The 24384-nt window shown below is 51.6% G+C and carries 36 protein-coding genes; 25 read left to right on the top strand and 11 right to left on the bottom strand.

Annotated features, from left to right (window positions below; genetic code table 11):
- Positions 1-69: 69 nt before the first annotated feature.
- The 3 genes from U869_RS0120525 to U869_RS30990 all read right to left on the bottom strand — a co-directional run bounded on the left by U869_RS0120525 (position 70) and on the right by U869_RS30990 (position 971).
- Positions 70-477 (bottom strand): type II toxin-antitoxin system HicB family antitoxin, encoded by a 408-nt coding sequence (locus U869_RS0120525; RefSeq protein WP_025122251.1) that lies wholly within the window; start codon positions 475-477, stop codon positions 70-72.
- A gap of 50 nt (positions 478-527) precedes the next feature.
- Positions 528-704, bottom strand: coding sequence for a type II toxin-antitoxin system HicA family toxin (locus U869_RS0120520; protein ID WP_025122252.1), 177 nt, complete (start codon positions 702-704; stop codon positions 528-530).
- Positions 705-785: 81 nt separating this feature from the next.
- Positions 786-971: an ogr/Delta-like zinc finger family protein gene (locus U869_RS30990; protein WP_071998270.1), complete on the bottom strand. Its 186-nt coding sequence runs from the start codon at positions 969-971 to the stop codon at positions 786-788.
- Positions 972-1158: 187 nt separating this feature from the next.
- On the opposite strand from U869_RS30990, the gene U869_RS0120515 reads away from it, so the two are divergent.
- Positions 1159-1578: a hypothetical protein gene (locus tag U869_RS0120515; RefSeq protein WP_025122253.1), complete on the top strand. Its 420-nt coding sequence runs from the start codon at positions 1159-1161 to the stop codon at positions 1576-1578.
- A gap of 135 nt (positions 1579-1713) precedes the next feature.
- Here U869_RS0120515 and U869_RS0120510 read toward each other — a convergent pair whose 3' ends face one another.
- The 7 genes from U869_RS0120510 to U869_RS0120475 form a co-directional block, all read right to left on the bottom strand.
- Positions 1714-2496, bottom strand: a complete 783-nt coding sequence (locus U869_RS0120510) for an antitermination protein (RefSeq protein WP_025122254.1) — start codon at positions 2494-2496, stop codon at positions 1714-1716.
- Positions 2493-2678 carry a hypothetical protein gene (locus U869_RS0120505; protein WP_025122255.1) on the bottom strand — a complete coding sequence of 62 codons (186 nt, stop codon included), beginning with the start codon at positions 2676-2678 and terminating at the stop codon, positions 2493-2495. The genes U869_RS0120510 and U869_RS0120505 overlap by 4 nt, the downstream gene beginning before the upstream one ends.
- A complete protein-coding gene (locus tag U869_RS0120500) occupies positions 2675-2986 on the bottom strand; it encodes a hypothetical protein (protein ID WP_025122256.1) in 312 nt (103 codons plus the stop codon). The genes U869_RS0120505 and U869_RS0120500 overlap by 4 nt, the downstream gene beginning before the upstream one ends.
- Positions 2986-4863 carry a toprim domain-containing protein gene (locus tag U869_RS0120495; protein ID WP_025122257.1) on the bottom strand — a complete coding sequence of 626 codons (1878 nt, stop codon included), beginning with the start codon at positions 4861-4863 and terminating at the stop codon, positions 2986-2988. Before U869_RS0120495 ends, U869_RS0120500 begins: the two co-directional genes overlap by 1 nt.
- A 103-nt stretch (positions 4864-4966) precedes the next feature.
- Positions 4967-5914, bottom strand: coding sequence for a hypothetical protein (locus U869_RS30150; protein WP_025122258.1), 948 nt, complete (start codon positions 5912-5914; stop codon positions 4967-4969).
- A gap of 71 nt (positions 5915-5985) precedes the next feature.
- Positions 5986-6165: a DUF4222 domain-containing protein gene (locus U869_RS0120480; protein ID WP_025122259.1), complete on the bottom strand. Its 180-nt coding sequence runs from the start codon at positions 6163-6165 to the stop codon at positions 5986-5988.
- 2 nt (positions 6166-6167) lie between these two features.
- On the bottom strand, positions 6168-6422 hold the full coding sequence (locus tag U869_RS0120475) for a transcriptional regulator (protein ID WP_369795080.1): 255 nt from the start codon (positions 6420-6422) through the stop codon (positions 6168-6170).
- 96 nt (positions 6423-6518) lie between these two features.
- On the opposite strand from U869_RS0120475, the gene U869_RS0120470 reads away from it, so the two are divergent.
- From U869_RS0120470 to crr, 21 genes are all read left to right on the top strand, one after another.
- Entirely contained in the window at positions 6519-7220 is a 702-nt protein-coding gene (locus tag U869_RS0120470) for a helix-turn-helix transcriptional regulator (protein ID WP_025122261.1), read from the top strand.
- Between the two features lie 203 nt (positions 7221-7423).
- On the top strand, positions 7424-7738 hold the full coding sequence (locus U869_RS0120465; protein WP_025122262.1) for a hypothetical protein: 315 nt from the start codon (positions 7424-7426) through the stop codon (positions 7736-7738).
- A gap of 41 nt (positions 7739-7779) precedes the next feature.
- Positions 7780-7965, top strand: coding sequence for a host cell division inhibitor Icd-like protein (locus U869_RS0120460; RefSeq protein ID WP_025122263.1), 186 nt, complete (start codon positions 7780-7782; stop codon positions 7963-7965).
- Positions 7962-8186, top strand: a complete 225-nt coding sequence (locus U869_RS0120455; protein ID WP_025122264.1) for a hypothetical protein — start codon at positions 7962-7964, stop codon at positions 8184-8186. Before U869_RS0120460 ends, U869_RS0120455 begins: the two co-directional genes overlap by 4 nt.
- Positions 8183-8485, top strand: a complete 303-nt coding sequence (locus tag U869_RS0120450; RefSeq protein ID WP_025122265.1) for a hypothetical protein — start codon at positions 8183-8185, stop codon at positions 8483-8485. The genes U869_RS0120455 and U869_RS0120450 overlap by 4 nt, the downstream gene beginning before the upstream one ends.
- 118 nt (positions 8486-8603) lie before the next feature.
- Positions 8604-8972, top strand: a complete 369-nt coding sequence (locus U869_RS0120445) for a hypothetical protein (RefSeq protein WP_025122266.1) — start codon at positions 8604-8606, stop codon at positions 8970-8972.
- 177 nt (positions 8973-9149) lie between these two features.
- On the top strand, positions 9150-9353 hold the full coding sequence (locus tag U869_RS0120435; protein WP_025122268.1) for a hypothetical protein: 204 nt from the start codon (positions 9150-9152) through the stop codon (positions 9351-9353).
- Entirely contained in the window at positions 9344-9529 is a 186-nt protein-coding gene (locus U869_RS29580; protein WP_025122269.1) for a hypothetical protein, read from the top strand. Before U869_RS0120435 ends, U869_RS29580 begins: the two co-directional genes overlap by 10 nt.
- On the top strand, positions 9526-9837 hold the full coding sequence (locus U869_RS0120425) for an ANR family transcriptional regulator (protein WP_025122270.1): 312 nt from the start codon (positions 9526-9528) through the stop codon (positions 9835-9837). Before U869_RS29580 ends, U869_RS0120425 begins: the two co-directional genes overlap by 4 nt.
- Complete coding sequence (locus U869_RS0120420; RefSeq protein WP_025122271.1) at positions 9834-10055, top strand: hypothetical protein; 222 nt, start codon at positions 9834-9836, stop codon at positions 10053-10055. Before U869_RS0120425 ends, U869_RS0120420 begins: the two co-directional genes overlap by 4 nt.
- Complete coding sequence (locus U869_RS29575) at positions 10055-10876, top strand: Rha family transcriptional regulator (RefSeq protein WP_051588683.1); 822 nt, start codon at positions 10055-10057, stop codon at positions 10874-10876. The genes U869_RS0120420 and U869_RS29575 overlap by 1 nt, the downstream gene beginning before the upstream one ends.
- Positions 10873-11241 (top strand): DUF5406 family protein, encoded by a 369-nt coding sequence (locus tag U869_RS0120405; RefSeq protein WP_025122272.1) that lies wholly within the window; start codon positions 10873-10875, stop codon positions 11239-11241. The genes U869_RS29575 and U869_RS0120405 overlap by 4 nt, the downstream gene beginning before the upstream one ends.
- Positions 11238-11819, top strand: a complete 582-nt coding sequence (locus tag U869_RS30145; RefSeq protein ID WP_025122273.1) for a hypothetical protein — start codon at positions 11238-11240, stop codon at positions 11817-11819. The genes U869_RS0120405 and U869_RS30145 overlap by 4 nt, the downstream gene beginning before the upstream one ends.
- The gene (locus tag U869_RS0120395; protein WP_025122274.1) at positions 11816-12037 is read left to right on the top strand and encodes a hypothetical protein; all 222 of its coding nucleotides are present in this window, start codon (positions 11816-11818) and stop codon (positions 12035-12037) included. Before U869_RS30145 ends, U869_RS0120395 begins: the two co-directional genes overlap by 4 nt.
- A complete protein-coding gene (locus U869_RS0120390) occupies positions 12034-12387 on the top strand; it encodes a hypothetical protein (RefSeq protein ID WP_025122275.1) in 354 nt (117 codons plus the stop codon). The genes U869_RS0120395 and U869_RS0120390 overlap by 4 nt, the downstream gene beginning before the upstream one ends.
- The gene (locus U869_RS0120385; protein ID WP_025122276.1) at positions 12362-12604 is read left to right on the top strand and encodes an excisionase; all 243 of its coding nucleotides are present in this window, start codon (positions 12362-12364) and stop codon (positions 12602-12604) included. Before U869_RS0120390 ends, U869_RS0120385 begins: the two co-directional genes overlap by 26 nt.
- The gene (locus U869_RS0120380; protein ID WP_025122277.1) at positions 12588-13712 is read left to right on the top strand and encodes a phage integrase Arm DNA-binding domain-containing protein; all 1125 of its coding nucleotides are present in this window, start codon (positions 12588-12590) and stop codon (positions 13710-13712) included. Before U869_RS0120385 ends, U869_RS0120380 begins: the two co-directional genes overlap by 17 nt.
- A gap of 226 nt (positions 13713-13938) precedes the next feature.
- A complete protein-coding gene (gene cysK / locus U869_RS0120375) occupies positions 13939-14907 on the top strand; it encodes a cysteine synthase A (RefSeq protein WP_025122278.1) in 969 nt (322 codons plus the stop codon).
- 402 nt (positions 14908-15309) lie between these two features.
- Positions 15310-15567, top strand: a complete 258-nt coding sequence (gene ptsH, locus U869_RS0120370; protein ID WP_024484477.1) for a phosphocarrier protein Hpr — start codon at positions 15310-15312, stop codon at positions 15565-15567.
- 46 nt (positions 15568-15613) lie between these two features.
- The gene (ptsI, locus tag U869_RS0120365; protein WP_025122279.1) at positions 15614-17341 is read left to right on the top strand and encodes a phosphoenolpyruvate-protein phosphotransferase PtsI; all 1728 of its coding nucleotides are present in this window, start codon (positions 15614-15616) and stop codon (positions 17339-17341) included.
- A 49-nt stretch (positions 17342-17390) separates the two neighbouring features.
- On the top strand, positions 17391-17900 hold the full coding sequence (gene crr / locus U869_RS0120360) for a PTS glucose transporter subunit IIA (protein ID WP_021178690.1): 510 nt from the start codon (positions 17391-17393) through the stop codon (positions 17898-17900).
- A 67-nt stretch (positions 17901-17967) separates the two neighbouring features.
- On the opposite strand, the gene pgtP is transcribed toward crr, so the two are convergent.
- Positions 17968-19356: a phosphoglycerate transporter PgtP gene (gene pgtP, locus U869_RS0120355; protein ID WP_025122280.1), complete on the bottom strand. Its 1389-nt coding sequence runs from the start codon at positions 19354-19356 to the stop codon at positions 17968-17970.
- 438 nt (positions 19357-19794) lie between these two features.
- On the opposite strand from pgtP, the gene U869_RS0120350 reads away from it, so the two are divergent.
- Genes U869_RS0120350 through U869_RS0120340 form a run of 3 tightly spaced genes read left to right on the top strand, consistent with a single transcriptional unit; the run spans position 19795 to position 24269 of the window.
- Positions 19795-21030 carry an ABC transporter substrate-binding protein gene (locus U869_RS0120350; protein ID WP_029987974.1) on the top strand — a complete coding sequence of 412 codons (1236 nt, stop codon included), beginning with the start codon at positions 19795-19797 and terminating at the stop codon, positions 21028-21030.
- Positions 21027-23021, top strand: a complete 1995-nt coding sequence (locus U869_RS0120345) for an ATP-binding protein (protein WP_029987976.1) — start codon at positions 21027-21029, stop codon at positions 23019-23021. Before U869_RS0120350 ends, U869_RS0120345 begins: the two co-directional genes overlap by 4 nt.
- Before the next feature lie 3 nt (positions 23022-23024).
- Positions 23025-24269 (top strand): sigma-54 dependent transcriptional regulator, encoded by a 1245-nt coding sequence (locus U869_RS0120340; protein ID WP_025122282.1) that lies wholly within the window; start codon positions 23025-23027, stop codon positions 24267-24269.
- Positions 24270-24384: the final 115 nt, after the last annotated feature.

The following is a 24384-nucleotide window of genomic DNA, read 5'->3' as shown; positions in this document are numbered from 1 at the left end:
CCCCGCTGGGCGTCAGAAATGAAAAAGGCCACGCAATGCGCAGCCTTTATTTAGATAGGTTGATAATGATTACAGAGCGGTTATTTCTAGCCGCTTACCCAGCGCCTTAAGCGCGGCCTCAATCGTATCGATTTTAGTTGCATGGTTTAGGGTAACGATGCGGTTAACCTCCTGCGGTCGTGTACCCAGGCGGCGGGCTAGTTCTGCCGGTGTTGTGCCAGTGGCGATCATGGCGTTAAGCAGCAACACTTTAGCCGCCACGCTGGCAGGCACATCGATAAACTCTTCGCCGTCAGCGCTTGGCATCGGTACGGGGCGTCTATCTTCAAAGTAAAAATCAAACGCAGTTACCAGGGCGTCTTGCGCCAATGATAGCGCCTCTTCCCTGGTATCTCCGCCCGTTAATGCCTCCGGAATGTCCGGGAACGATATACACCACCCGGTTTCGTCATGCTCAAATTTTACGGGATATCGCATATTTGACTAAGTGAACCTTCGCGAGTAACCAGCCCCGAAGGGCCGGTTTATTATTTAAGGCCAAGTTGCTTAAGGATTGCTTTCCTAAGCGGCTCCGGTATTTCCTTCCCCGGATGCCTTGGCATTATCGTTTGCTTGCCGTTAAGGAAAATTTTCAGGTGGTTAGTACCGTTTGAAAACTCCGCCCCTTGTGCTGCAAGCCAACGCTGGAACTCGCGTTGTTTCACTTCCTCCTCCTGTTTGTTTAACTTGAAATCATTATAAACATTTTTGTTTATACAAGCAAGAGGTAATCTAAACATTTTTGTTTATTTGTTGGCGCTAGGCTGTTGGAGTTGAGGCGTAACGATCAGGCGCTCTACCGTTTCATGCGTCGCAAACGTGCAACTGCAATTAACGTTGCGGCATTGGTGATAACGCTCTTTGGTTTTTTCAGTCAGATAGCGACTGGATCGGGTGTGTGCCGTGTGTCCGCACAAAGGGCAATGCATCATTTTTCATTTCCCTATAAAACACAAAACCCGCGCGTAGGCAGGTTGTGTTATATCTGAATAAAGATCAAAGACCGAGCTAGTCTCTGCCTCGAACGTAACCGATAATGTAACCCAGACCAAAGCATGCAAATCCCAACGAAAAAATCGGCAGGGTTGCGTTAACTATATCTGACATGGAATCACCTTCATGGACATGAATTTGGCAGTTGCGGTAGCAGGCGTATCACTCACCGCTATCGGACTTATTCTACCTGGCTGGATTAGTAGAAGATCTGCTGAGAAAAAAGAGTTCAGGGAGGCCGCTCGCCCAGTGCTAGAAAAACTTCTCGTTGAGATAGATTTGATGTCTGATGGAACATACCCATACCGCACTATAACGAAAACGGATATGAACAAGCTGCTACCCCGCACACCAAAGGGCCGCAAGGAAGCATTAAAGAATGCGTATGACCTATATGTAGAAGCCCATCAATCAACAGCAAAAACCAAACACTGGCACGACGAAAGCCCATCAGGTGGAGTATTTTTCCCCGCGAGCTTCATCGTCACGAACCCAGACGATGTGATAAAGCAGATGGAACCATTCAAAAAACAATTAAGTCGATAACACTCTAAAACGCAAAAAGCCCTGCCATTACTGGCAGAGCTTCAATGTTTAATTTATCGTGGTGTGCTTTGGATGCTTCCTTCCACAATCTGAATCCTACACGCCAATTACGGACAAATCAAGCTTTAATTCAAACTATCGCGTAACCTTACTGAACTCCACCGCTGCTGCCCCTTCCTCGATTTCACACTTCGCCACCAGCAACTCATAGAATGGTTTCCAGTTACGCCGCCATGTCCTTTCGTTGAGGTTGGGAATGAGCGCCACTATGGCCCGGTAGGCTACGGTGGAAGGCATACGGCTAAACCCGTTACCGTTGCACCGCTCACAATCTTTGATAACTGGTGCGCCGGTCGTTTTAGTAGCTTCACGGTCTAACGCTTTGCCGGTTCCCTTGCAGTTACGGCAGCGTTTATGGATCCGCCCCTTCCCTTTGCACGGCTGGCAATACTCATGCACCAGTTGCCGCTTGATGGTCGGCGGGATTTTCTCTTCACCGTCAGCGCCAATATAACCAGGATAAACTTTTACATCCTTCCACGCTTCCACCAGCCCTTTACCATTGCAGTTGTGACAGGTCACACTGGCGCTGGCAGAATGTGAGTATTCCTCATAGGCCATAGTGGCCAGTATCACCATGCAGCGAGCCGTCTTCCGTCCTGCTACCTTACCGACGTGCTTAGGTGCCTTCTTCTTGGCGTACTGCGTAAGCGCCTGTATGGCCTGTTCCCGATCCCCGTCGCTTATCCCGGTTTTACCTAGGAACGCAGCCATGCCGAAACGGGCCTTTGATTGAACAACGCCGAGCGCCGCCATGACATCGGTACCTGTCACCCGGTCAGCGCTGGTGCCGTTCGGGGTGTCGGTAATGGTCAGCCCCTGGGCGCTGAAATGCTTTAGCGAAGATTCCAGTTTCACTTTGTGGCCCCCTTAGACTCATATCTCGCCGCTACCAGCGCCATTCTGACAACCAGCTTGCTGTGCGCCATGTGTAACAATTCAAGCCGTTCCATCCAGATCCCGATGCGCCCGGTATAACCACCGTGAGCGGCGCGGATGTACTGCTCGATGGTGTGTTCATCTTCGTGGTTTAATTTCATTGGATGGTGTCTCCTTTCTCAGCGGTACCCATCCAGCCGGGGTATGCCCATTGAACTTTGGTAATTTTTTTACCATCGCCGTACAGCGCCAATCCACGCATAACCATATAATGCATGATAATTTTCTCATGCTCGCGCCACTCATCTTCCGGGGTCTCTTCGACGAACTCATCAATGGCGTCAGCTACTGAACCGAAACACTCGATGTCCCAGCAGCATGCGATAGAAATTTCCTCCGCTCGCTCTTGAAGCTCGTCAAAGCGGGATTTAATGAACAGATACGACATTTCACGAATTAGACGATCCATCAGCAAGCCCTCTTAACGTTTTTCATTTCCCAGTCCATATCGACTTCACTTTGTGGCCTACCGACCAGGTAGTTAACTGGACTGCTGTTTTCTTCTTCCAAAAATTGATGGGATCGGGGGTCAAGGAACGCGCCGATATCACCTACCCAGCCCTCACCCTCTCGTTGTTTCAGCAAGCGGATTAATGTTCCTGGTAGCGCCATTGCGGCCCTGTCTTTGTCGGTGATTTCCGATGAGGCGGATTCTTTCTGTTTGGCTGTCTCGCGAGGTATATTTCGCCACACTGAAAACAGGTTGTCGGCCATGTCTGTGATGGCCCCGGTTCCTTTAACGTCCATCTTGCCTGTAGGTACGTTCTCGTCCACCTTGCGGCTGTGCGTTACCAAAATAACGTGGCAGTTATTGATATTTTTGAAATCACAGAGTTTATCGATAAAGTCTTTCTGACCAGTCGCGTCCTCTTCGGAAAAACCGCACTTAGCCAGATTGTCGATAACGAACAGATCTATGCCGTACCGTCTGCGAGCATAGGCAAATATTTCAAGCAACCGGTCTGCCTTGGCGGTGCCGGTCAAATTGAACAGCCAAAGCCGATCATTAAACCACTCGAAAGTGTGCTCAATTTCCTCTCGCGGCGGGCGCTTACTGCAAATTACCTGACGCACAAGACGCGCTAGTAACTTGCCGGGTTTAAGTTCCAGCGAGGCTATACAGGTACGAATACCTTGAGACATAGCGCCTACGGCAATATGCCCGGCCATCTCGGTTTTACCGTGGTTATTAATCCCGTTGATGATAGAGAATTCCGACTCGCGAAACTTGAAGTTACCGTTCAGCCGTGACCACGGACTGATAAACATCCCTTCGTCGCGATTCTCGAATGTGTCTATGGTGTCCTGCAAGAACTCAGAGGCAGAGCAAAGTTCCTCCGGGTCAAAGTAAGCGGCTGTTTCCAGACAGCGAAAAACTTCATCCTGGGTCATCCCGGCAACCAGGCATTCGTTAATGTCTTTGTGCGGCAATGACACCAAGCGGCAACGGTGAGTGCCAAGCCTACGGGCAATTTCCTTTGCAGCCTCCATGCCTACTTCGTCGTTGTCCAAGCTAAGCCAGATTTCATCAAAGCGATCCATGTTGTGATATTCGTATTCAATCCACTGTTGCTTGGCCCCCTTGCCGCCACCGAACGGAACCGACAATACCGGGAAGCCGTACTGCGCATATGACATGCAATCGATTTCCCCCTCACATAGCACCACTACGCGGGTATCTTTCGCCAGCGCCTGCCAACCAAACAAACACGGCTCGCAATCAGCCTCGGCCATAATCACCTTCTTGCCGTTTGGCCGCTCGGTGCTGATCCGTTTAACCTGCAACAACTCACCATCACGCAGGTAGGGGAAAGCGACGGCAGGTAACTCCCGGTTTTCGTCGGCGTACCACACCACAGCGTTACTGACCTTGAATAGCTCTATGGTTTCCTTGGTGATCCCACGGCCAGCAAGGTACTCCACGTGCAAATCGCCTTTTTTCACGCCTTGCTTTTTAGGCTTGGAGAAGCTTTTTTTCTTGGTCTGGAAGTGCTGATCGTCGTCTTTCAACCCAAGAAACTCTTTAGCCTCGCGCATTGCCTCATGCAACGAGCAGTTACGAACGAGCATCCACAAATCAAGCAGATCACCGCTGTCACCCGACGCAAAATCAGACCAGGCTTTTTTCCCGCCCAGATTCACCTTGAGGCTTTTCCCTGCATCCCCGTTCACGCTACCAACACACCACTCATTCGCCACCTGATGGCCGTTAGGTGGTGGTAGCAGGTACTTGGCAACGCGCTCGACGCTCCCCCAGAGCTTCTCTGACAATGTTGCCGGTGTCATCACAGCCCCCTTAGCTTGAATGCGGCAAAGCAACGCTCAACAAACGCCATTGGCAAAACGCCGTAGCAATAACCAGCTATCAGCACCTTCTTGAGATAGATTTTCATGATTGGCGACTCCTTGCCTTCAAGGCGTCATAGTCAACAAACACCTGATCCTTGCCGTGCTGGATCACGGGTGTGGCACCGGTAACGGAAGCACCGGATGGCGTAACTGGCTTCTCGTCGTTCCACCGTTCCCCATTCAGGTACGAAGTCGGTAGGAGTTTGTCAGTGCCGAAGATTTTCGACGTAATCCGCCAGCGAATATCCTCCGCAAGCAGCGTAGCGAAAGCGTCCGGCGTACCGTGGGTGGTTTTTTTCCAAGCTTGGTATTTAGTCTTGAATGCCGATTTGGCTTTGACCTTGGTATCTTTGCGAAGCCCAGCAACCCAGAATATTTCCTCGAATGCGGTTTCTACCGGGTCGGGCTTACCGGCACCCTCGACCAACTCGCCAGACTCCGATTCAGGGTTTTCGGGTGCAGGTGGGTCTTGATGGCCAGAATCATTTTCGTCAGCAGTCCGATCCGAATCGGACATAGTGTTTTTATCTTTTAGTTCTTCTCTATTCTTTATCTCTTCTTTATCTTTATCTGTTGTGACATTGCGTGACTGAGCGTGACAATCATCAGAACCGCCTTTATCTTTCTCGCGTTCTCGTTGCTCTCGCTTACGCTGTCTTGCTGATTTTGCTCCGGTTTCTTCGCTCCCCTGGTCTTCACGTCTTATCTGTCTGGCACTCCAGCCAGAGATATGCTCACCTTCAAGAACACGACCTTGCATAGCGTTCCGAATCGCTTCGATATCCTCGTCACTCACATCTAATGCACTTGCTAAATCTTCTGTCGTGACATCTGCGTGACCTCGCGTGACATTCTGTGACGCGCTAACAAGCAGGTGGATGTAAACGGCCTGAACCAAGGCGATAGGCTGCTTCGAAATTCTAGCGATGGTTCGCCACTTCGGGTCGTTTGGCATGTCATGCCACAATCGCAGCCATGAATTAGCCATATAGCGTTACTCCGCTACGCTTTTTGTAACGCTAGCAGCGTTACTATTTGCGTAACCGTCGAAATATACTTTCATTCGTCGAGCCTCTTGAAATACTGTTGGAACTTCCAGACTGGTTGCATGCATTCATGCTCATAGTTCGGTCTGGAGAAAAAAACTTGCTGCTTAACCCTGTCATAACCGGTTACATGCACCATCACCCCACGCGGATCGCGATAACGTCTATCCAGGGTGATGATTTCATCAGTCATGGTTAAGCCTGTGCTGATTCGTTGGCTGGCTCGGGTGCTGGGAAGATATCTGGGAGATCCGGGCGGATTTCGTGGGCTTTAACTTCACCATTCGACGCACGAGAGATGGCTACTACATAATCAGCCTTGACCCTGCTACCATTAAGCCAACGAAATACGGCGGGCTGAGATACTCCGCAAGCCCTCGCAAGCGCAGCCTGCCCTCCTGCTACCTCAATTGCTTTTTTGATATACGGATTAATCAATTTCAATACCATAAGTTATGAGAATTTCTCAAATGATAGCACTTGAATAACTTATTGCAATAACTTATTGTATTTGCCCTGTAATAACTAAAGGTATAGGATGTACGGATGAAAACTACCTTATCTGAACGTTTGTCTATCGCGATGGAACTCCGCGGTATTAGCCAGGGAATGCTCGCTGAGAGGGTTGGCGTATCTCAACCATCAATCTGGAAACTAGTTTCAGGGAGAACCCATTCCAGTCGGAAATTGGTCGAAATTGCTCGTGAACTAAACGTACGCCCTGAGTGGTTGGCTAGGGGTGAAGAACCCATGTGGGAAGATGTGTCTCCATCTGGAAGCAAGGTCTCAGTGTCCGTAATTACAAACGAAAACCATAGTGTTCACTCAGGTGATGAGATTATGGTTCCGCTCTTAAGTGACATTGATTTTATTAGCATTGATGGTGATTTTTATGTCGAAGGGCAGGATATTCAGACGCTGACTTTTACTAAGAAGCTATTGCAAAGAGCTGGTGCAGAGATCGATGGTAGCGGTGTTTTATGTTTTCCGATCAGTGGGGATGGCATGGAGCCAGCAATGCCAGATGGCAGTATTTTGGCAATTAACACTGGTGACAAGAAGGTTGTAGACGGCAAGATTTATGCCATAAACCAGAACGGCTGGAAACGTGTGAAGATTTTGTACAGAACCGGCCCTGATGCTTTAAGCCTACGTAGTTTCAACAAAGATGAGCACCCAGACGAGGCGGTCTCCCTGCAGGATGTTGAGATTATCGGTCGCGTTTTTTGGTGGGCGGTAACCTGCTAACGATCAAGAAAGTGACATAAAATTAAACCGGCGACTGCCGGTTTTTTTTCGCCTCCCTCTCCAATTAATACCTTATTGAAATAAAAATAACCTTTAATTTCATTTGTTTATTAACTTTTTGCATTTATTAATAACTTTTTGTATTGCCATAAGTTATTGGTGCGTGTATCTTCATCTCATCGACAAGCAACGGAACCAGTGAGATGACCATAAAAAAGATTTACCAGCTTGAGTGTGTGCCTGATTTTCGTTATGAGGAAACACCATCAATAAATTATTCTGACTTAGCGGATGATGCCGAGTGTAAGTTAATAAGCACCTTGGAAGCTATAGGTTTTCTTGGTATCACCTTAATGGATGTTTCCCTCGGAAAAAATATTGATAGCGATAAGGTAAATACTCTGGGTGGCGTTATTAGTAACCTTTCCGAGGTCGCAATATTACTTAATGGGATTGCCGCAGCATCAAATAACCTTCATGAAATTAAAAGTAGCTCTGGTCACGACGCCAATCACTAACCAGAGCCTAATCAATGTCAATGCCTGCGGAGGTACTAACAATGATCGAGAAAAAGGATAACACAAAGGTTTATTTGTTTGCATCTATTTTACGTAGTGATCCAAAATCACGCCCTATTATGCAGCGCGTAAAAGCCACCAGCGAGAAAGAAGCTCGCCGTCAGTTGGTGCGTGATTATGTTCTTTCATTTGCTGGCTGTCTTCCTTTGGTGGGGGTTCCATCATGACCAGCATCCTGAGCAAAGCAACAAAGGCCGTTCTGAATGAAGTTGTCATTCATGTTGCGCCAGAATTCAGCGGACGCTTAACGGTTTATGTTGAGAATGGCGAGTTGAAAGCATACCGCCCATATGCGCCAGAAGAAATTACGGCGACTATGGGAACCTTTATTGAATTGGCAGAACGTGCAGGTTGGAAAGTTACCCCACATGCTGAGGAAATATCATGAGCGACATTTATCACGCTATAACCTCAATTAATATTCAAGAAGCCACTGACTCGCAGTTAGCTTCTATTTCTCGCAACGGTTGCAGTGCGTCCGATGCGTTATACTGCGGCATCAGTGCTATCGGTGAACTGGCATTCTGGGCGTCGGAGAATGATTCTTTTTGTGAGTCTGACATGAGGTCAGCACTTTCAAATGTTGGCCTATTCCTTCGTGAAGCACCACGAATGGCCGAAGCACTTAGTTTTGTTGGTCATGAGGCGGATTGCGAAAGGGACAGGCGAAACAATAATAAAAAGTAAAAGGTTAGACTTTATCTCTGGTTGCGGTGGATTTAATTAAGTAACCAATAAATAAATTTAATTACAGCTTTCTGGCTGGGAATCCCCACGTCGGAAGGCAGGAAAAAGGCAATTAGCCATGAAAGAAGCGATTAACAAAATCGAATTATACCGGGGGCGTATTGCGCTCGCCTATTTGGACTTCTGCCAGCGCCATTATTGCGGGGAGTGGGCGGAGGTGGTTGTATCCGAAAATAAAGGGGTTCGCGTCTATTTATCTCAGCAGAGCGTTGAGCAATGCATGGTCACCCTGGTGGAACAACCAGGCTATGAAGAGTTTGGCCAGAAAGACGGTGATAGCCACATATTCACCCTCTACAGCGGAATGTTATCCAGCATGCACAAGTTAACGCCTCTGGGCGAAACCGTCATGGAAGAAATGATGGTAGCCGCCGTATCGGACGCTTTAGAGAATCCGGGGGACACCACCCTGCAGGTGGTGCACTGATGGCAACTAAGAGCGCAACTGAACCGAGAACGCCCGAGAACCTTCGCGCACTAGATGCGTTAACGAAAATCGGTTTTCTCGCCGAGGCCGCAATGGCACTCACAGCAAATGACGCCGAAAGATCCTTACAGAATGAGCTGATTGGAGTCATCTGCGATATAGCACAAGGGGTTAGTCATGAGTAATGAAATCACCTTAGGGCAGGCAGCGGAAAAAGCAATGCAGGCTGAAACCGTACTGGCGCTGATGGAATCCTATCCGCACCAACTTGAGGATTCGGAGGTGTCAGCGCTGGCGACTCTCCTGCGCTCACTCGTCGGCACTGCCTGCATTTGGATGAATGAGGAACAAGCGCAGCGGAGGGGCAAGGCATGCAACTAATTGACGCGCAGTGCCGTACCGAACAAGCACAGGCCGTTCTCAATATCTGGTTGGAATGCGGTATCGCCGACAGCCAGGAACATGCCTTGGTTTGCTCGCTCATAACTTTACTTGCCGATGTGCCTGAGTCAATCCGGGATCACATCAACAGCCAACCAATCGAGGGGGCGAAATGAACCTTAGCCCCTACATGCTCAACGCCACCCAGGCGGCCAAGTTCGAGAAAGCTGACCAGTTGGAGCTTGCGTCCACGTTCTGGTGTCAGGCCAGCGCGGTAGCAGTGAAGCCGATAAACCAAGACTGGGCAGAAGTCCGGGCGGATCGTTGCGACAAAAACCGAACACTGACCGCGCGCAGTGATGCCTGGGCGAAAAAAACAAAGGAACGTCAACAGCGCGCCGAAGTGACGAAAGCGAATAAACGGACGGCCGAGGCGCTCGGCAACCACATCAACAAGACCACCAGCGGGGAAGCATCTGCATGACAAAAAAACGCAATAGCAAAACACGCCAAGGCCTGTGCGGCGTGACCTTAGCGCAGGGGCTGCGACTGACCAGGGATCCGGTTTGGGAGTCCATCAACGTGAAACAGTCCGTAGCTCCATACCGCACAGATGACGGCAATGTTCAGATGCCCTTAAATCGCGGTATGCGCCGTTATGCAAAACACATTGGTATCAATTTAGAAAAGGTAACGAAGTAATGGAAAAGCAAATGACAGTAGTTAATAACAAGCCAATGATGGGTAGCCGTAAAATTGCGGTCGTCGTCGGCAAAGATCATGGAAAAGTTTGTCGTGATATCCGCGTCATGCTGGGGAAGCTTTACAGCTTATCCGAAGAGGAGTGCACCCGTAATCCAGATTTGGCTTACCTTACAAATCATGGTGTTACATGCGTGCAATACGACCTAAACAACCCTAACGCCTGGGAATACTGGCTTGACCATGAGCACTCAGAATGCCTGGTTACTGGCTACGATGCAGCCCGACGCATGGCTCTCATCAAAAGCTGGAAAGAACTAAACGCAGAACTGACGCAGCCCCGCATTGTCGCACCGGCACAGCAGGCGATCTCCACATCCGATCACATTCTGTCGGTCGCCCGTGTCGTGGCAGAGGCCACCGCGTCCGCGACGATGAAAGCCGTGATGGACGTTATCGGTCAGCAGGTGATCCACGCCCCTGCATTACCAACTCCCGAAGCCGCGTTGATCACGGAGCCTGAAATTCACCATCAGGAATCCGAATTTGTCCCGGTTATCGATCTGGTATGGAAGTTTGGCCTGTCTGATGCCGCATGCCGTCGCTTGGCTTCGTATTCGAACCTGCCAACCAAGCTGACCAACGGAGAGCGCGGTTATCTGCTGGTGCATAACGTGGCGTTCTCCGAGGCGTTTAGCTGCCTAATCGAAGAATCGACGCAGCCGACCGGCAAGCTTAAACGCTGGCAGCACCCCGATTTCGGCGGTTTCGCGTTGAAAATTACCGAAGCCAATAAAGCAGCTGTGGAGGCCAAGCAATGACCACCACAACCAAAGCAACACCTGAACCAATGAACTTTGACCCCAACCTCATAATGTGTGGGCGCATGGTAGATAAGACCGTTCGTCTGACGTTTGGACGGTGGCACTACCGCACAACAATAGAAATCGTTATCGGCGGTAATACCAACGGACTCAGTGTAATTGAGTCCGCTGTTGAGTCTGCTTATTACAGGCTCGATACCATTCCTTTCTTCAATGATGAGACAGGTGAAAATGAAGAAATGGCGGTGATCGATTTCGGTGATCTGGAATGTCATGACGATGGGTTGAGGGGCGATGAATGGCTGAAAGACATGCTGATTAGCGCTGAAATTATCAAGATTGAGCCGGAGGCAAAGCAATGATGTTCCCTACCGATATCCTACGGGCCGCCCTGCACTGCGTGGCCGACGAAAACGAGCCGCGCGAGTACCTGCGAGGCGTGTATATCACCCCTACCCACATCAAAGCCACTGACGGGCGCGCAGCAGTCATGATGGAGCATGGCGATAAGACCGATATCGACGCGGTGTTTATCGTTCATGGCGATATTCCTGATGAAGCGGAGGGTACGGAAGTTGGAACATTTGACGGCGCCTGGTATGCCATTCACTACGTCTCTATTGACGAGGATCAGGCTACGCGGGTTGGTTGCAACCGGCTCGAGCTGGTCGAATGCCGCTATCCAGATTTCAGCAAGCTACTACCGGCAGAGGCCGAGCCTTGCGACGAAGTGCCGATGTTTGCCGCCCGGCTGCTGGCGCTTCCGCACCTGATGTTTGGTAGCGCATTCGGGCCGGTCAAGTTCAAGCCCTACGGCAAAACAGGCCCGTGCCAACTGATTTTAGATCCGGTGACCGATCACCTCTACGGAAACCCTTTCCTGGTGATTATGCCGCTGCGTGATTACGCCTTTGAACTGTGCGCCGAGGTGCTCAAATGAAAATCGACTACCAGGATCACGGCGCGACAGCCAGCCTAACGATCACCAGCTCGGTGTTTGAGTTCCGTAAGCATAACCGCGTGGTAGATACCGCCCTATTCCTCACGAGCGTGACAGCCAAGCATACCAGCTTTTTCATCATGAAGTCTGCACTATCCGGCAAAACGCCGGTTGTGATGAGGGCTTATAAAGTGGCGCTGCAGGAGATGGCCCGATGACAGATACCAACGTATTCACCCTGGCTCAACTCGTAAAGTCAGGCAAAGGCGACCCCTCGGCGGTCACTGACGCAATCTGGGAGGCTGGGTATCGCCAGCCAGAACGCACCGCTGAGGAAGCGGCGCAGATCACCATTGACACGTTTTTCTACTGCAACTCGTTCGGTATGCCTACGGACTTCTGGCCGCGCAACTACGATAGCGTTCTCCAGAATGAGCTGATGAAAGCCGTGGTCGGGGAGGATTTCGAACTGGACGACGCCGACCCCGTAGCGATCGCCAAGAGTGTGATAAAGGCGGGTTTCAGAAAAAAGGAGGTGCCTGATGTCTCGCACAATGAAAATCACTGACTGGGCAAAAGAAGAGTTTGACGAGCCGGTGCCGAGTTATCCGACACTGATTAAGTTCGCCAAAAATGGCATGATATCGCCCCAGCCAGTTAAGGCTGGCCGGTACTGGCGGGTAGAACGTACAGCGAGGTTTGTTGGTATGACTGCCAAGCCGGTAGTGAAGAAAGACGATGATCCACGATTGAAGAGGATTCTTGAAGATGGCGCGACCACGTAAGTATAACGTCACCATTCCGGGCCTATCGTGCTATACCGACGCCAGAACCAAAAAGGTTTACTGGCGTTACAAGCACCCCGTGACAGGGAAGTTTCACGGGCTAGGCACCGATGAGGCAGCGGCGACTGCGATCGCTGCTGAGGCAACCACCCGGCTAACCGAACAGAAGATGAACCAGTTGCTTATTGTTCGCGACAAGATCAGCCGAAGCCTGGGAGAAAGTATCTCGGTCAGCGGATGGCTTGACCGTTACTGGAAAATTCAGGAGGAACGTTGCAGTCTGGGTGAAATTAAACCAATAACGTTAAACCAGAAAAAATACCCAGTCGAAGTTATGCGGCAAGCTATCGGTAGTAAGGACATCTCCGCCATTACCGTACGGGACATTGTTGATACCCTACTCCCATTCAGGGAGCGTGGGCAAAATGGCATGGCAAAGGTTGTGCGAAGTGTCATGAGCGATGTCTTCCATGAAGCACAACAAGCTGGCGAGGTGTCCCCTGGCTTCAATCCAGCAAAAGCCGCCAAGGCTCCTAAATCCAAAGTTCAACGCCAGCGATTGACTAGCGATGAATGGAAAACTATCTACGAGCAAGCCACCAACGGCCCGAGGTACCTGCAACGAGCTATGCTGCTGGCGGTTATTACAGGTCAACGACTTGGTGATATTTCGAATATGAAGTTCTCCGATGTCTGGGATAATCACTTGCACATCACGCAGTCAAAAACAGGTGCACGAATCGCCATACCGCTTAGTTTGCGCTGTGACGAGTTGAGCATGACCCTTGGCCACGTTGTCGCCTTATGCCGAGATCGGATAGTCAGCCCCTACCTACTACACCATCACCATACGGTAGCTCGCGCCAAACGTGGTGGGCGCATTCAGGAGCAAACGATCTCCGGTGCATTTTCAGACGCCAGAGACGCCACCGGACTTAAGTGGAGTAATGGAACCCCTCCAACATTCCATGAGCAACGCTCACTATCTGAACGGTTGTATCGCACCCAAGGGATCGACACCAAGCTACTTCTTGGACACAAAAATCAACAGATGACTGATAAATACAATGATGATCGAGGCAGGGAATGGACTGTTATCGCCGTATGATGCTGGTTGTTTTTTGTACCGTTTTGCAGAAGAGTTTTGCAGGGGTTTTGCAGAAGAATTTTAAACAACATGTAATCAATTGAATTTGATAGCAAAATAAGTAAATTACCATCCTTTAACTTATTCTCTAATAACATATCGATATACCAAATCTTTACTTCCCTGCCGAGACCGTTAGCGTATGCTGGCGATGTTCCCTACATTTCATACAGTTAAAGGACGGACCATGAGCAAGATTTACCAAGACAACTCATTAACAATCGGCCATACGCCGCTGGTTCGTCTGAACCGTATCGGCAACGGACGCATTCTCGCCAAGGTGGAATCTCGCAACCCGAGCTTCAGCGTCAAGTGCCGCATCGGTGCCAATATGATTTGGGATGCCGAAAAACGTGGCATTCTGAGCGCAGGCAAAGAGTTGGTGGAACCCACCAGCGGTAACACCGGTATCGCCTTGGCGTTTGTCGCTGCAGCGCGTGGCTACAAGCTCACGCTGACCATGCCGGAAACCATGAGCATCGAACGTCGTAAGTTGCTCAAGGCGCTGGGTGCCAATCTGGTACTGACAGAAGGTGCCAAGGGTATGAAAGGGGCGATCGCCAAAGCCGAAGAGATTGTGGCTACCGATCCAAACCGCTACATCTTGCTGCAACAGTTCAGCAATCCGGCCAACCCGGAAATCCACGAACAAACCACCGGCCCGGAAATCTGGGAAGATACCGATGGTGAAGTCGATGTGTTTATCGCGGGCGTGGGTACCGGCGGTACGCTGACCGGCGTCAGCCGTTTTATCAAAAATACCAAGGGCAAGGCCATCACCAGCGTGGCGGTTGAACCGACCGACTCACCGGTCATCAGCCAGGCACTGGCAGGCCAGGAAATCAAACCAGGCCCGCACAAAATTCAGGGCATCGGTGCTGGCTTCATTCCTGGCAACCTGGATCTGAGTCTGGTTGACCGCGTTGAGCAGATCACCAACGATGAAGCCATCAGCATGGCACGCCGCTTGATGGAAGAAGAAGGCATCCTGGCCGGAATTTCTTCCGGTGCCGCAGTTGCGGCCGCCGTCAAACTTTCACAAGAAGCCGACTTTACCGACAAGACAATTGTGGTTATTCTTCCTTCTTCAGGTGAGCGCTACTTGAGCACCGCTTTGTTTGCCGATCTGTTCACCGAACAGGAATTGCAGCAATAGCGCAAACAGTGCACAAAAAGCTAAAAAAGCACCTATTCAGGTGCTTTTTTTGTGGACTGGATCAAAGTTTACACCACTCAATGATTGATTTTCGCCGCTGGCTTTAGTATTTAACCGGTCAATTATTTCGATGCGCAAAATTAATCACCTTCCTGCTGTTGTTTGAGCTGAATCGATTTACTCATTTGTCGCTCAAGCGAAAAACACGGCATAATGGGAAGCTGATTGAAACAACGCCAGATGCTCGGATTTTTTGATCTGAAATGCTTAAAGCGTCGTTTTATGTTGCATCAATGCTCGCCCCTGTACCATAGTCAGGCGCTAACCAGACAAGCTAAAATCACGCCGTTAGGCTAAACTTTAGCTCCACAACCTTAAATCCGATAAGTTGGGGAAACATCAATGTTCCAGCAAGAAGTGACTATCACCGCTCCGAATGGTCTGCACACTCGCCCTGCCGCTCAGTTCGTAAAAGAAGCCAAAGGCTTCACGTCTGACATCACCGTGACCTCCAACGGCAAGAGCGCTAGCGCCAAAAGCCTGTTCAAGCTGCAAACTCTGGGCCTGACCCAAGGAACAGTAGTCACCATCGAAGCCGTTGGTGAAGACGAGCAGAAAGCCGTTGAGCACTTGGTAAAACTGATGGCAGAGCTTGAGTAATCGGCCCGTCTTTTTAGTTAACACCAGTCAAGAGTAAGGTAGGGTTATGATTTCAGGCATTTTAGTATCACCGGGTATCGCTTTTGGTAAGGCTCTCTTGCTGAAAGAAGATGAAATTGTCATCAACCGGAAAAAAATCTCTGCCGACCAGGTAGAGCAGGAAATCTCACGTTTTCTGGCAGGCCGCGCCAAGGCGTCTGAACAACTGGAAGTGATCAAGACCAAGGCAGGTGAAACCTTCGGCGAAGAGAAAGAAGCAATCTTCGAAGGCCACATCATGCTGTTGGAAGACGAAGAGCTTGAGCAGGAAATCATAGCCCTCATCAAAGACGATCTGGCGTCTGCCGATGCGGCAGCCTACACCGTGATCGAAGGCCAGGCGAAAGCGCTGGAAGAATTAGATGACGAATACCTGAAAGAGCGCGCGGCCGACGTGCGTGATATCGGTAAGCGTCTGCTGCAAAACATCCTGGGTCTGGCCATCGTCGATCTGACCGCCATTCAGGATGAGGTGATCCTGGTCGCGAAAGACCTGACACCGTCAGAAACCGCACAGTTGAACCTGGACAAAGTACTGGGCTTCATCACCGATCTGGGTGGCCGTACTTCCCACACCTCGATCATGGCGCGCTCCCTGGAACTGCCCGCTATCGTAGGCACCAGCGACGTGACCCAACAGGTAAAAAACGACGATTACCTGATCCTCGATGCGGTCAACAACAAGATTTACGTTAACCCGACGGCCGAGGTGATTGAACAGCTGAAAGCGGTTCATACCCAATACGTCACCGAGAAAAACGATCTGGCCAAGCTGAAAGACCTGCCGGCGATCACGCTGGACGGGCATCAGGTTGAAGTCTGTGCCAACATTGGTACCGTGCGCGACGTCGCCGGTGCAGAGCGCAATGGCGCCGAAGGTGTCGGCCTGTATCGTACCGAATTCCTGTTTATGGACCGCGACTCACTGCCAACCGAAGACGAGCAGTTCTCAGCTTACAAGGCCGTTGCGGAAGCCATGGGCTCACAGGCAGTGATCGTCCGTACCATGGACATCGGCGGCGATAAAGATCTGCCGTATATGAACCTGCCAAAAGAAGAGAACCCGTTCCTGGGCTGGCGCGCGATCCGTATCGCGATGGACCGCCGGGAAATCCTGCACGCTCAGCTGCGCGCCATCCTGCGTGCCTCCGCTTTCGGCAAACTGCGCATCATGTTCCCGATGATCATCTCGGTGGAAGAAGTGCGCGATCTGAAAGGCGAGCTGGAAACGCTGAAAGCGCAGCTGCGTGAAGAAGGCAAAGCCTTTGACGAATCCATTGAAGTGGGCGTAATGGTGGAAACACCAGCCGCGGCGGTGATTGCTCACCACCTGGCGAAAGAAGTCGACTTCTTTAGTATTGGGACAAACGATTTAACCCAGTATACTCTGGCAGTAGATCGCGGCAACGAGCTGATTTCTCATCTCTATAACCCGATGTCCCCATCAGTGCTTGGCCTGATCAAACAGGTTATTGATGCATCTCACGCTGAAGGCAAGTGGACCGGTATGTGCGGCGAGCTGGCTGGCGATGAGCGTGCTACACTGTTGCTTTTGGGCATGGGGCTGGATGAGTTCAGCATGAGTGCGATTGCAATCCCGCGCATCAAGAAAATTATTCGTAATACCAATTTCGAAGATGTGAAGGCATTGGCAGCGCAGGCCTTGGAACAACCAACGGCACAAGATTTGATGAATTGCGTCAATAAGTTCATCGAAGAAAAAACGCTCTGCTAAAATTCCACGACACTGGAACGCCGCCCAATTTAATGCTTAGGAGAAGATCATGGGTTTGTTCGATAAACTGAAATCTCTGGTTTCTGATGACAAGAAAGACATGGGCACTATCGAGATCGTCGCTCCACTTTCTGGCGAAATCGTCAATATCGAAGATGTACCGGACGTCGTTTTCGCCGAGAAAATCGTCGGCGATGGCATTGCTATCAAACCTGCTGGCAACAAAATGGTTGCTCCGGTTGACGGCACTATCGGTAAAATTTTCGAAACCAACCATGCGTTCTCTATCGAATCTGATAGCGGCATTGAGCTGTTTGTCCACTTCGGTATCGACACCGTTGAACTGAAAGGCGAAGGCTTCAAACGCATTGCGGAAGAAGGCCAGCGCGTCAAGAAAGGCGATGTGGTTATCGAGTTCAATCTGGCCCTGCTGGAAGAGAAAGCCAAGTCTACCCTGACTCCGGTGGTCATCTCCAACATGGACGAGATCAAAGAGCTGATCAAACTGTCCGGCAGCGTCACCGTTGGCGAGACCCCGATCATCCGCATCAAGAAGTAATCGCGGTTCGATCGTAAAAACGGCGCCTTCATCGGCGCCGTTTTTTTATCGACTGACAGCCTGAAATTTACTGCGCTACCAGCGGCTCGGCTTTCAACTCTTCCCGCTGTTGCTGTCTTTCACGCTCCAACTCCAATACGCCACGGTGCGACAGATAGCAGAACAGGATGCAGCACACTACGCCCCCCATCAGCAGATAAAAACCGCCATGCCACCCCATCTGATCGACCATCACGCCAAACAGGCTGGTGCCCAACGTCGCGCCAAAGATATAGCTCATAAAGCCACGCAGGCCAACGGCGGAACCGACAGCAAAGCTGGGGACGATCTCCATCGTCTGTACCGAAGCCAGGAACTGGGGCACGTAGATCAGGCAACCGACGATGGCGGCAAAGATGGTGACCATCAGCAGCGAGTCACTTTTCCAGTAACCAATCAGGCAGATGAAAATCATCACCATGCAGATCATCGCCAGCGGCATACGGCGTCCCTTGAACAGCTTATCCGACAGCCACCCCGCCAACAGTGTGGAAGGGATCGCCGCCCATTCGAAGAACAGAAATGCGATGCTCATCTGCTCTTTGGATAAATGCTTTTCAGTAAGCAGGTAGATAGGCAGCCAACTGATCATGCCAAAGCGCACCATGTAGACAAACACGTCAACCAGCGACACATACCAGGCATTTTTATTACGCAGCACATAAGTACAGAAAATCTGGAAAGCGCTCATGTTTTCCGGCGCCTGCTCCTGCACACCCGGTTTCACCTTGATGGTTTCTTCCGGCATCATCTGCTCTAAAGCCGGCAGGCCTTCATTGCGCGGAGAACCCTTACCCAACCATAGCACCACCAGCGCAAACAGCACTGCGACCCCGGCAGGGACGATATAGCTGGCACTTTGCCAATGCTCACTGCCCAACACCGCAAAAGCTACGCCGACGATGGGAGCCACGACCCCACCACCGATATTGTGGGAGATATTCCAAAATGCGCCCACGCGTCCCCGTTCACGGCGTGGGAACCAGTTGGCGATGGTAATGAACGACGGACCAACCCCCATTCCCTGGAACAGGCCATTGAACACCACCAATGCGGCGAAAACCCAGAAGGCGGTACTGAATCCCAGCCCGACGTTGACGATGGCGCAAAGCACCAGGCCACAGGCCATAAATACCTTGGGATTAGCCTTATCAGCCAGGCTGCTCATGATACCTTTGCTGATGCCGTAGGCGATTAGCATACAGCTGCTCAACATGCCGATCTGTGTCGCACTCAGGTCCAGATGCTCTTTCAGGTAAGGCGTTGAGAGGGTGAAGTTGTTGCGCACAATGTAATAGGCCAGATAGCCCAGAAAGACGCTCAGTAACGCCTGCATACGATAACGCTGGTAGGTTGCCTGTACCTGTTCTGACGGCACAGGTTTCGCTGCCGCGCCAGGTTTTAATAATGAAAACATGTTGTTCCCCTGTGAGGTTTTTCTGTACTGGATCGATATGTTTGATATTTATTAATAACGCTCGCAGCGGATGGTGTAATTAATCCATTAATAAGACAAGCCCGGTAATATGTGTCAAAACTGACTCAAATCCCGATCAAATAATCCCGTTTTTGACCCATCCATTAATTAACCTAAATCCTATCCCGGTTTCAGAACGCTACAACGCTGGGCCCACGCGCCCTACCCACCCACGAGTGATGATGTTTTTGAAGGCGTTAACAGTATTGTTCGGCTATCGATGATAATATTCCGACTTCATCAACGTTATAACCCTGGCCAAGGCTCATTGGTTGGCGACAAATACTTTTTGTCCCAAATGTTTTGCGGGTTATTTTTATCGTTATGCTGATTTTATGAATAAGATCACAAACGATGAGGTCGAGGGAGAGATTTATTATGCGTATCACGCTCATTTTTACGGCAATGGCTTGCTTGCTGTTATCTACTGCCGCCTGCGCCACCAGAAATGAACTGGTGATGGCCACCACCTTTTCACCAGAAGCGACCGCCTACATCATCAGCCGCTGGCAAGGTCAGCCCCAGTCGGTGGTGATCCGTACGCTGAACCGTACCAGTTCCTCTCTCGAACAGTTGCTCGACAGTACCGGCAGTGACAACGTCGATCTGGTCCTGACCTCTTCCCCCATGCTGCTCCAACACCTGCAACAGCATCAGCGCCTGGCCAACTATGAGGGTGCCCCTGAGCAGTCACAGCGGCTGGTGCCTGAGCCGATCCGTAATACTGCCGTGGCGGTGGCCATTTCGGGTTTTGGCCTGCTGATTAACCGCACCAATCTGACCGAAAGGCGGCTACCGCTGCCAAACGATTGGGACGATCTGACCGATGCCCGCTACCAGGGTGCCTTGCTGATGAGCAGCCCCTCTCGCTCGGATACCAGCCATCTGATGGTAGAGTCGCTGTTGCAACAGCGGGGATGGCAATCGGGTTGGCAAACTATGCTGTCGGCGGCCGGTAACCTGATTACCATCTCCTCACGCAGCTTCGGCGTGGCGGACAAAGTCAAAAGCGGCCTGGGCTCCGTTGGGCCGATTATCGACAACTACGCCAATCTGCTGCTCGACGATCCGCATCTGGCCTTCCACTACTTCCCGCAAGCGGCCGCCTCTCCTACCTATATTGCCGTGACCAGCAACAGCCATTATCCCGCCGAGGCCCGGCGCTTTATTCAGTTTCTGCTCAGCCCGCAAGGCCAACGGGTTCTGGCCGATACCAGCACGGGAAAATACCCGGTAGTTCCGTTACCTGCCGACAACCCGCGTTTCCCGCAGAAGCAGAAATTGTTGCAGCAGCCACCGCTGAACTACCCCCTGATCCTGCAACGTCAGCGTCTGGTACAAAAGCTGTTTGATACGGCCATCAGCTTCCGCCTGTCCCAGCTCAAGGACGCCTGGAAAGCGTTGCATGGCGCAGAAAGCCGTCTCAAACGGCCTTTGCCGGAGATCCGCGCATTACTGACCGCCATTCCAGTAACCCAGGCCCAGAGCGAAGATCCTCTGTACCTTAAACAGTTTGAGGCACGTAGCGAGAGCGAGCAACAGGTCATGGAATGGCAGTTGTTCTTTCAACAGCAGCAGAGAAAAGCCATCAAGGCATTGGAAGAGTTGAAATGAGCCGTTTTTTGCCACGCTTCTTCAAACGCCTGACCCTCAGCGCCTGCCTGCGGGGGGCATTTCTCACCGGTGCGTTATTGACGCTGATCGTCAGCGGCGTCAGCCTGTACTCTTGGCATGAGCAAAGTTCACAGATCCGCTATGCGCTGGACGATTACTTTCCGCGTATCCAATCTTCGTTTGTGATCGAAAGCAACCTGAACACGCTGGTCGATCAGCTGAACGAATTTTTGCTGGCTGCCAATACCAATGCCCGCCTGCAATTGAGAAATCAGATCGTCGGCCATTTGCAGCAAATCGAGCAGGCCAGCATGCAGTTGGATAATCCCGAGCGCCAGCAAATCCAGGCGACACTGGCAGAGAGCCGCCAATTGCTGAGCCGATTGGATAATGCGCTGTATAACATGTTTATCGCCGGGGAAAAGGTCAATGAGATCGCCGCACGCATCAGCTGGTTACATGATGATTTCACTACCGAATTGAACTCGTTGGTGCAGGATTTCAGTTGGCAACAGGGAGCATTGCTCGATCAGATGGAAACCAGTTCTGGTCAGGCGCTGCCCCGCTTGCAGGCCAGCTTGCGCGAGGTGCAGAGCGAGCAACAGCAGGTTTATGTTCTGGCACGCATCGAAAACCAAATCGCCGATGCCCTGCGCGATCGCCTCAACGAGCTGCAATCCGGCGGGGAAGAACACACCTCGGTCGCCGAGCATGTGCGTTATCTCGCCTATCTGCAAAAAACGGCGAATGAAAATATGCAGGGATTACAGGCCCATCCCAGTACCATCACGCTGCGACAAACTATCGACGAACTGCTGGAAACCGGCATTGCCGAAAACAGCATGCCTGCGGCGATGAAGGACTATCTCCAGGCTCGGCAGGCGCTGACGCAAGCCACCCAGGCCAAGGAAGCCACGCTTGCCCGCTTCCGCACGCAGTTGGAAGCGCAACTGAACAACAGCCACCGCCAGATGCAAACCTTTAACCACCGCCTTGAGCAGATCATCCGCGTCAGCGGCAGGTTAATTGTCATCGCCACCCTGCTGGCGATGTTATTGGTGTATTTGCTCAATCACTACTTTATCCGCTCCCGCCTGGTCAAACGCTTTACCCTACTCAACCAGGTGGTGGTGCGTATCGGCCTTGGGGAAACCAATGCGGCGATCCCGGTTTACGGTGGCGATGAACTGGGCCGTATCGCACGTCTGCTGCGGCGCACCCTGGGCCAGTTGAATCAACAAAAATCCCGGCTGGAGCAGGAAATCACCGAACGTAAGGGCATTGAGCAGCATTTGCGTGCGACGCAGGACGAGCTGGTGCAGGCCGCCAAACTGGCCGTGGTGGGACAAACCATGACCACCCTGGCCCATGAGATCAACCAGCCGCTCAATGCCCTATCGATGTACCTGTTTACCGCGCGACATGCAGTAGATAAACAGCAGCCCGAGGCGGCAACCCTTGCCCTGACCAAAGCCGACGGCCTGATTGGCCGTATGGATGCCATTATCCGCATGCTGCGGCAATTCACCCGGCGAACCGAGCAGGATAGCCCTTCTCAACCGGTGGATTTGCGCCAGTCATTACTTGCCGCCTGGGAGTTGCTGGCTTTACGCCACCAGCCATTACAGGGAGAGCTGCGGCTAGCGGAAGATGCCCCACACGTGCTGGGTGACGAGGTACGTATTCAGCAGGTGTTGGTCAACCTGATGAGCAATGCGCTGGATGCCTGCCAGGAGCGACCGCAGTTACAGGTTAGCTGGCAGCGCTGCGCAACGGGATGGCAAATCATGCTGTGGGATAACGGGCCAGGCTGGCCGTTGGCGCGGGCTGAATCGTTACTCAAACCGTTCACCACCAGCAAACCGGTGGGTTTGGGGATTGGCCTGTCCATCTCGCTTTCGCTGATGCAGCAAATGGGGGGCAGCCTGCATCTGGCCTCAACGTTGACGCAGAACGCCTGCGTCGTTTTACAGTTTCAACCGGTGGATTGAACCATGCTAAACCCACAAGCGCATATTTTATTAATCGACGACGATGCCGACGTTCTGGATGCCTATACCATGCTGCTCAACCAGGCGGGCTACCAGGTTCAGGCTTGTAATAACCCCCTGATGGCACAGGATATGCTCGGCGATGAGTGGCCAGGGATCGTTATCAGCGATGTCTGCATGCCCGGCTGTTCTGGCATCGAACTTATGGCGCTGCTGCTCGCTCACGATGCTTGTTTACCGGTGTTGTTGATCACCGGCCATGGCGATGTGCCGATGGCGGTTGATGCGGTGAAAAAAGGAGCCTGGGACTTTCTGCAAAAACCGGTCAACCCGACCCGGCTACTCGAACTCGTCGGCACCGCGCTGGCCCAGAGACGCTCATACATTGCCCGCCGTCGTTGGCAAAAGGAACAGTTGCAGACCCATCTGATTGGTCGTAGCGAATGGATAAAGCAGCTACGGGTACGCTTGCAGCAGGTGGCCGAAACCGATTTGGCGGTTTATCTCCAAGGCGAGTTGGGGGTTGGCAGGACTTTGGCCGCCCGCAACTTGCACCGCATGAGCCAGCGCAGCGAGCAACCGTTGATCGTGGGGGAATTGACGCCGGGGGGAGAGGCACCGTTAGAACACTGGATAGAACAGGCCTGCGGCGGGACGCTGATTTTACGTCACCTCGAGCACCTGTCTATTGCCCAGCAGGCGCGCTTGATCCAGCTACAGGGGCAAGATCCACAGCCCTTCCGGCTGATCGGTATTGGTGCCTCACCGCTGGTGGAACTCGCCGCCGGGCATACTCTCCTGCCCGATTTCTATTACTGCTTCGCCATGACCCAAATCGCCTGTCTGCCGCTTACTCAGCGCCCTGACGATATAGAACCGCTATTCAGACACTATCTGCAACAGGCCTGTCTGCGCCTTAACCATCCGTTGCCAGAGCTGCCAGCCGATCTGATTAGACGCTTGGTAAAAAGGGTGTGGCCCAATAACGTGCGCGAGCTGGCTAATGCCGCCGAGCTGTTTGCCGTTGGGGTGATGCCACTGGCAGAGACCGCCAATCCACTGCTACACGGGTCCGATCCCGCGCCGCTGGATCAACGCATCGAAGACTATGAACGGCAGATCATTACCGAGGCGTTGAACCTGCATCAGGGAAGGATTAACGAGGTGTCCGAGTACTTACAGATCCCACGTAAGAAGCTTTACCTGCGGATGAAAAAATACGATCTGGATAAGCAGCATTACCGCTGAATGTGCCACCAATAACTCCAGCATCTGACCTCAACACGGGCGCGGCATGTCGCGCCCCTACGGAGTACCACCTTACCTATCAACGACGCCGGGCAGCTCCCTCTCCCTGTGGGAG

Source organism: Serratia sp. H1w, assembly GCF_000633355.1.
Lineage (GTDB): Bacteria > Pseudomonadota > Gammaproteobacteria > Enterobacterales > Enterobacteriaceae > Chania.
The sequence above is the reverse complement of the archived record's forward strand: the minus strand, read 5'-3'. Positions and strand labels throughout refer to the sequence as shown.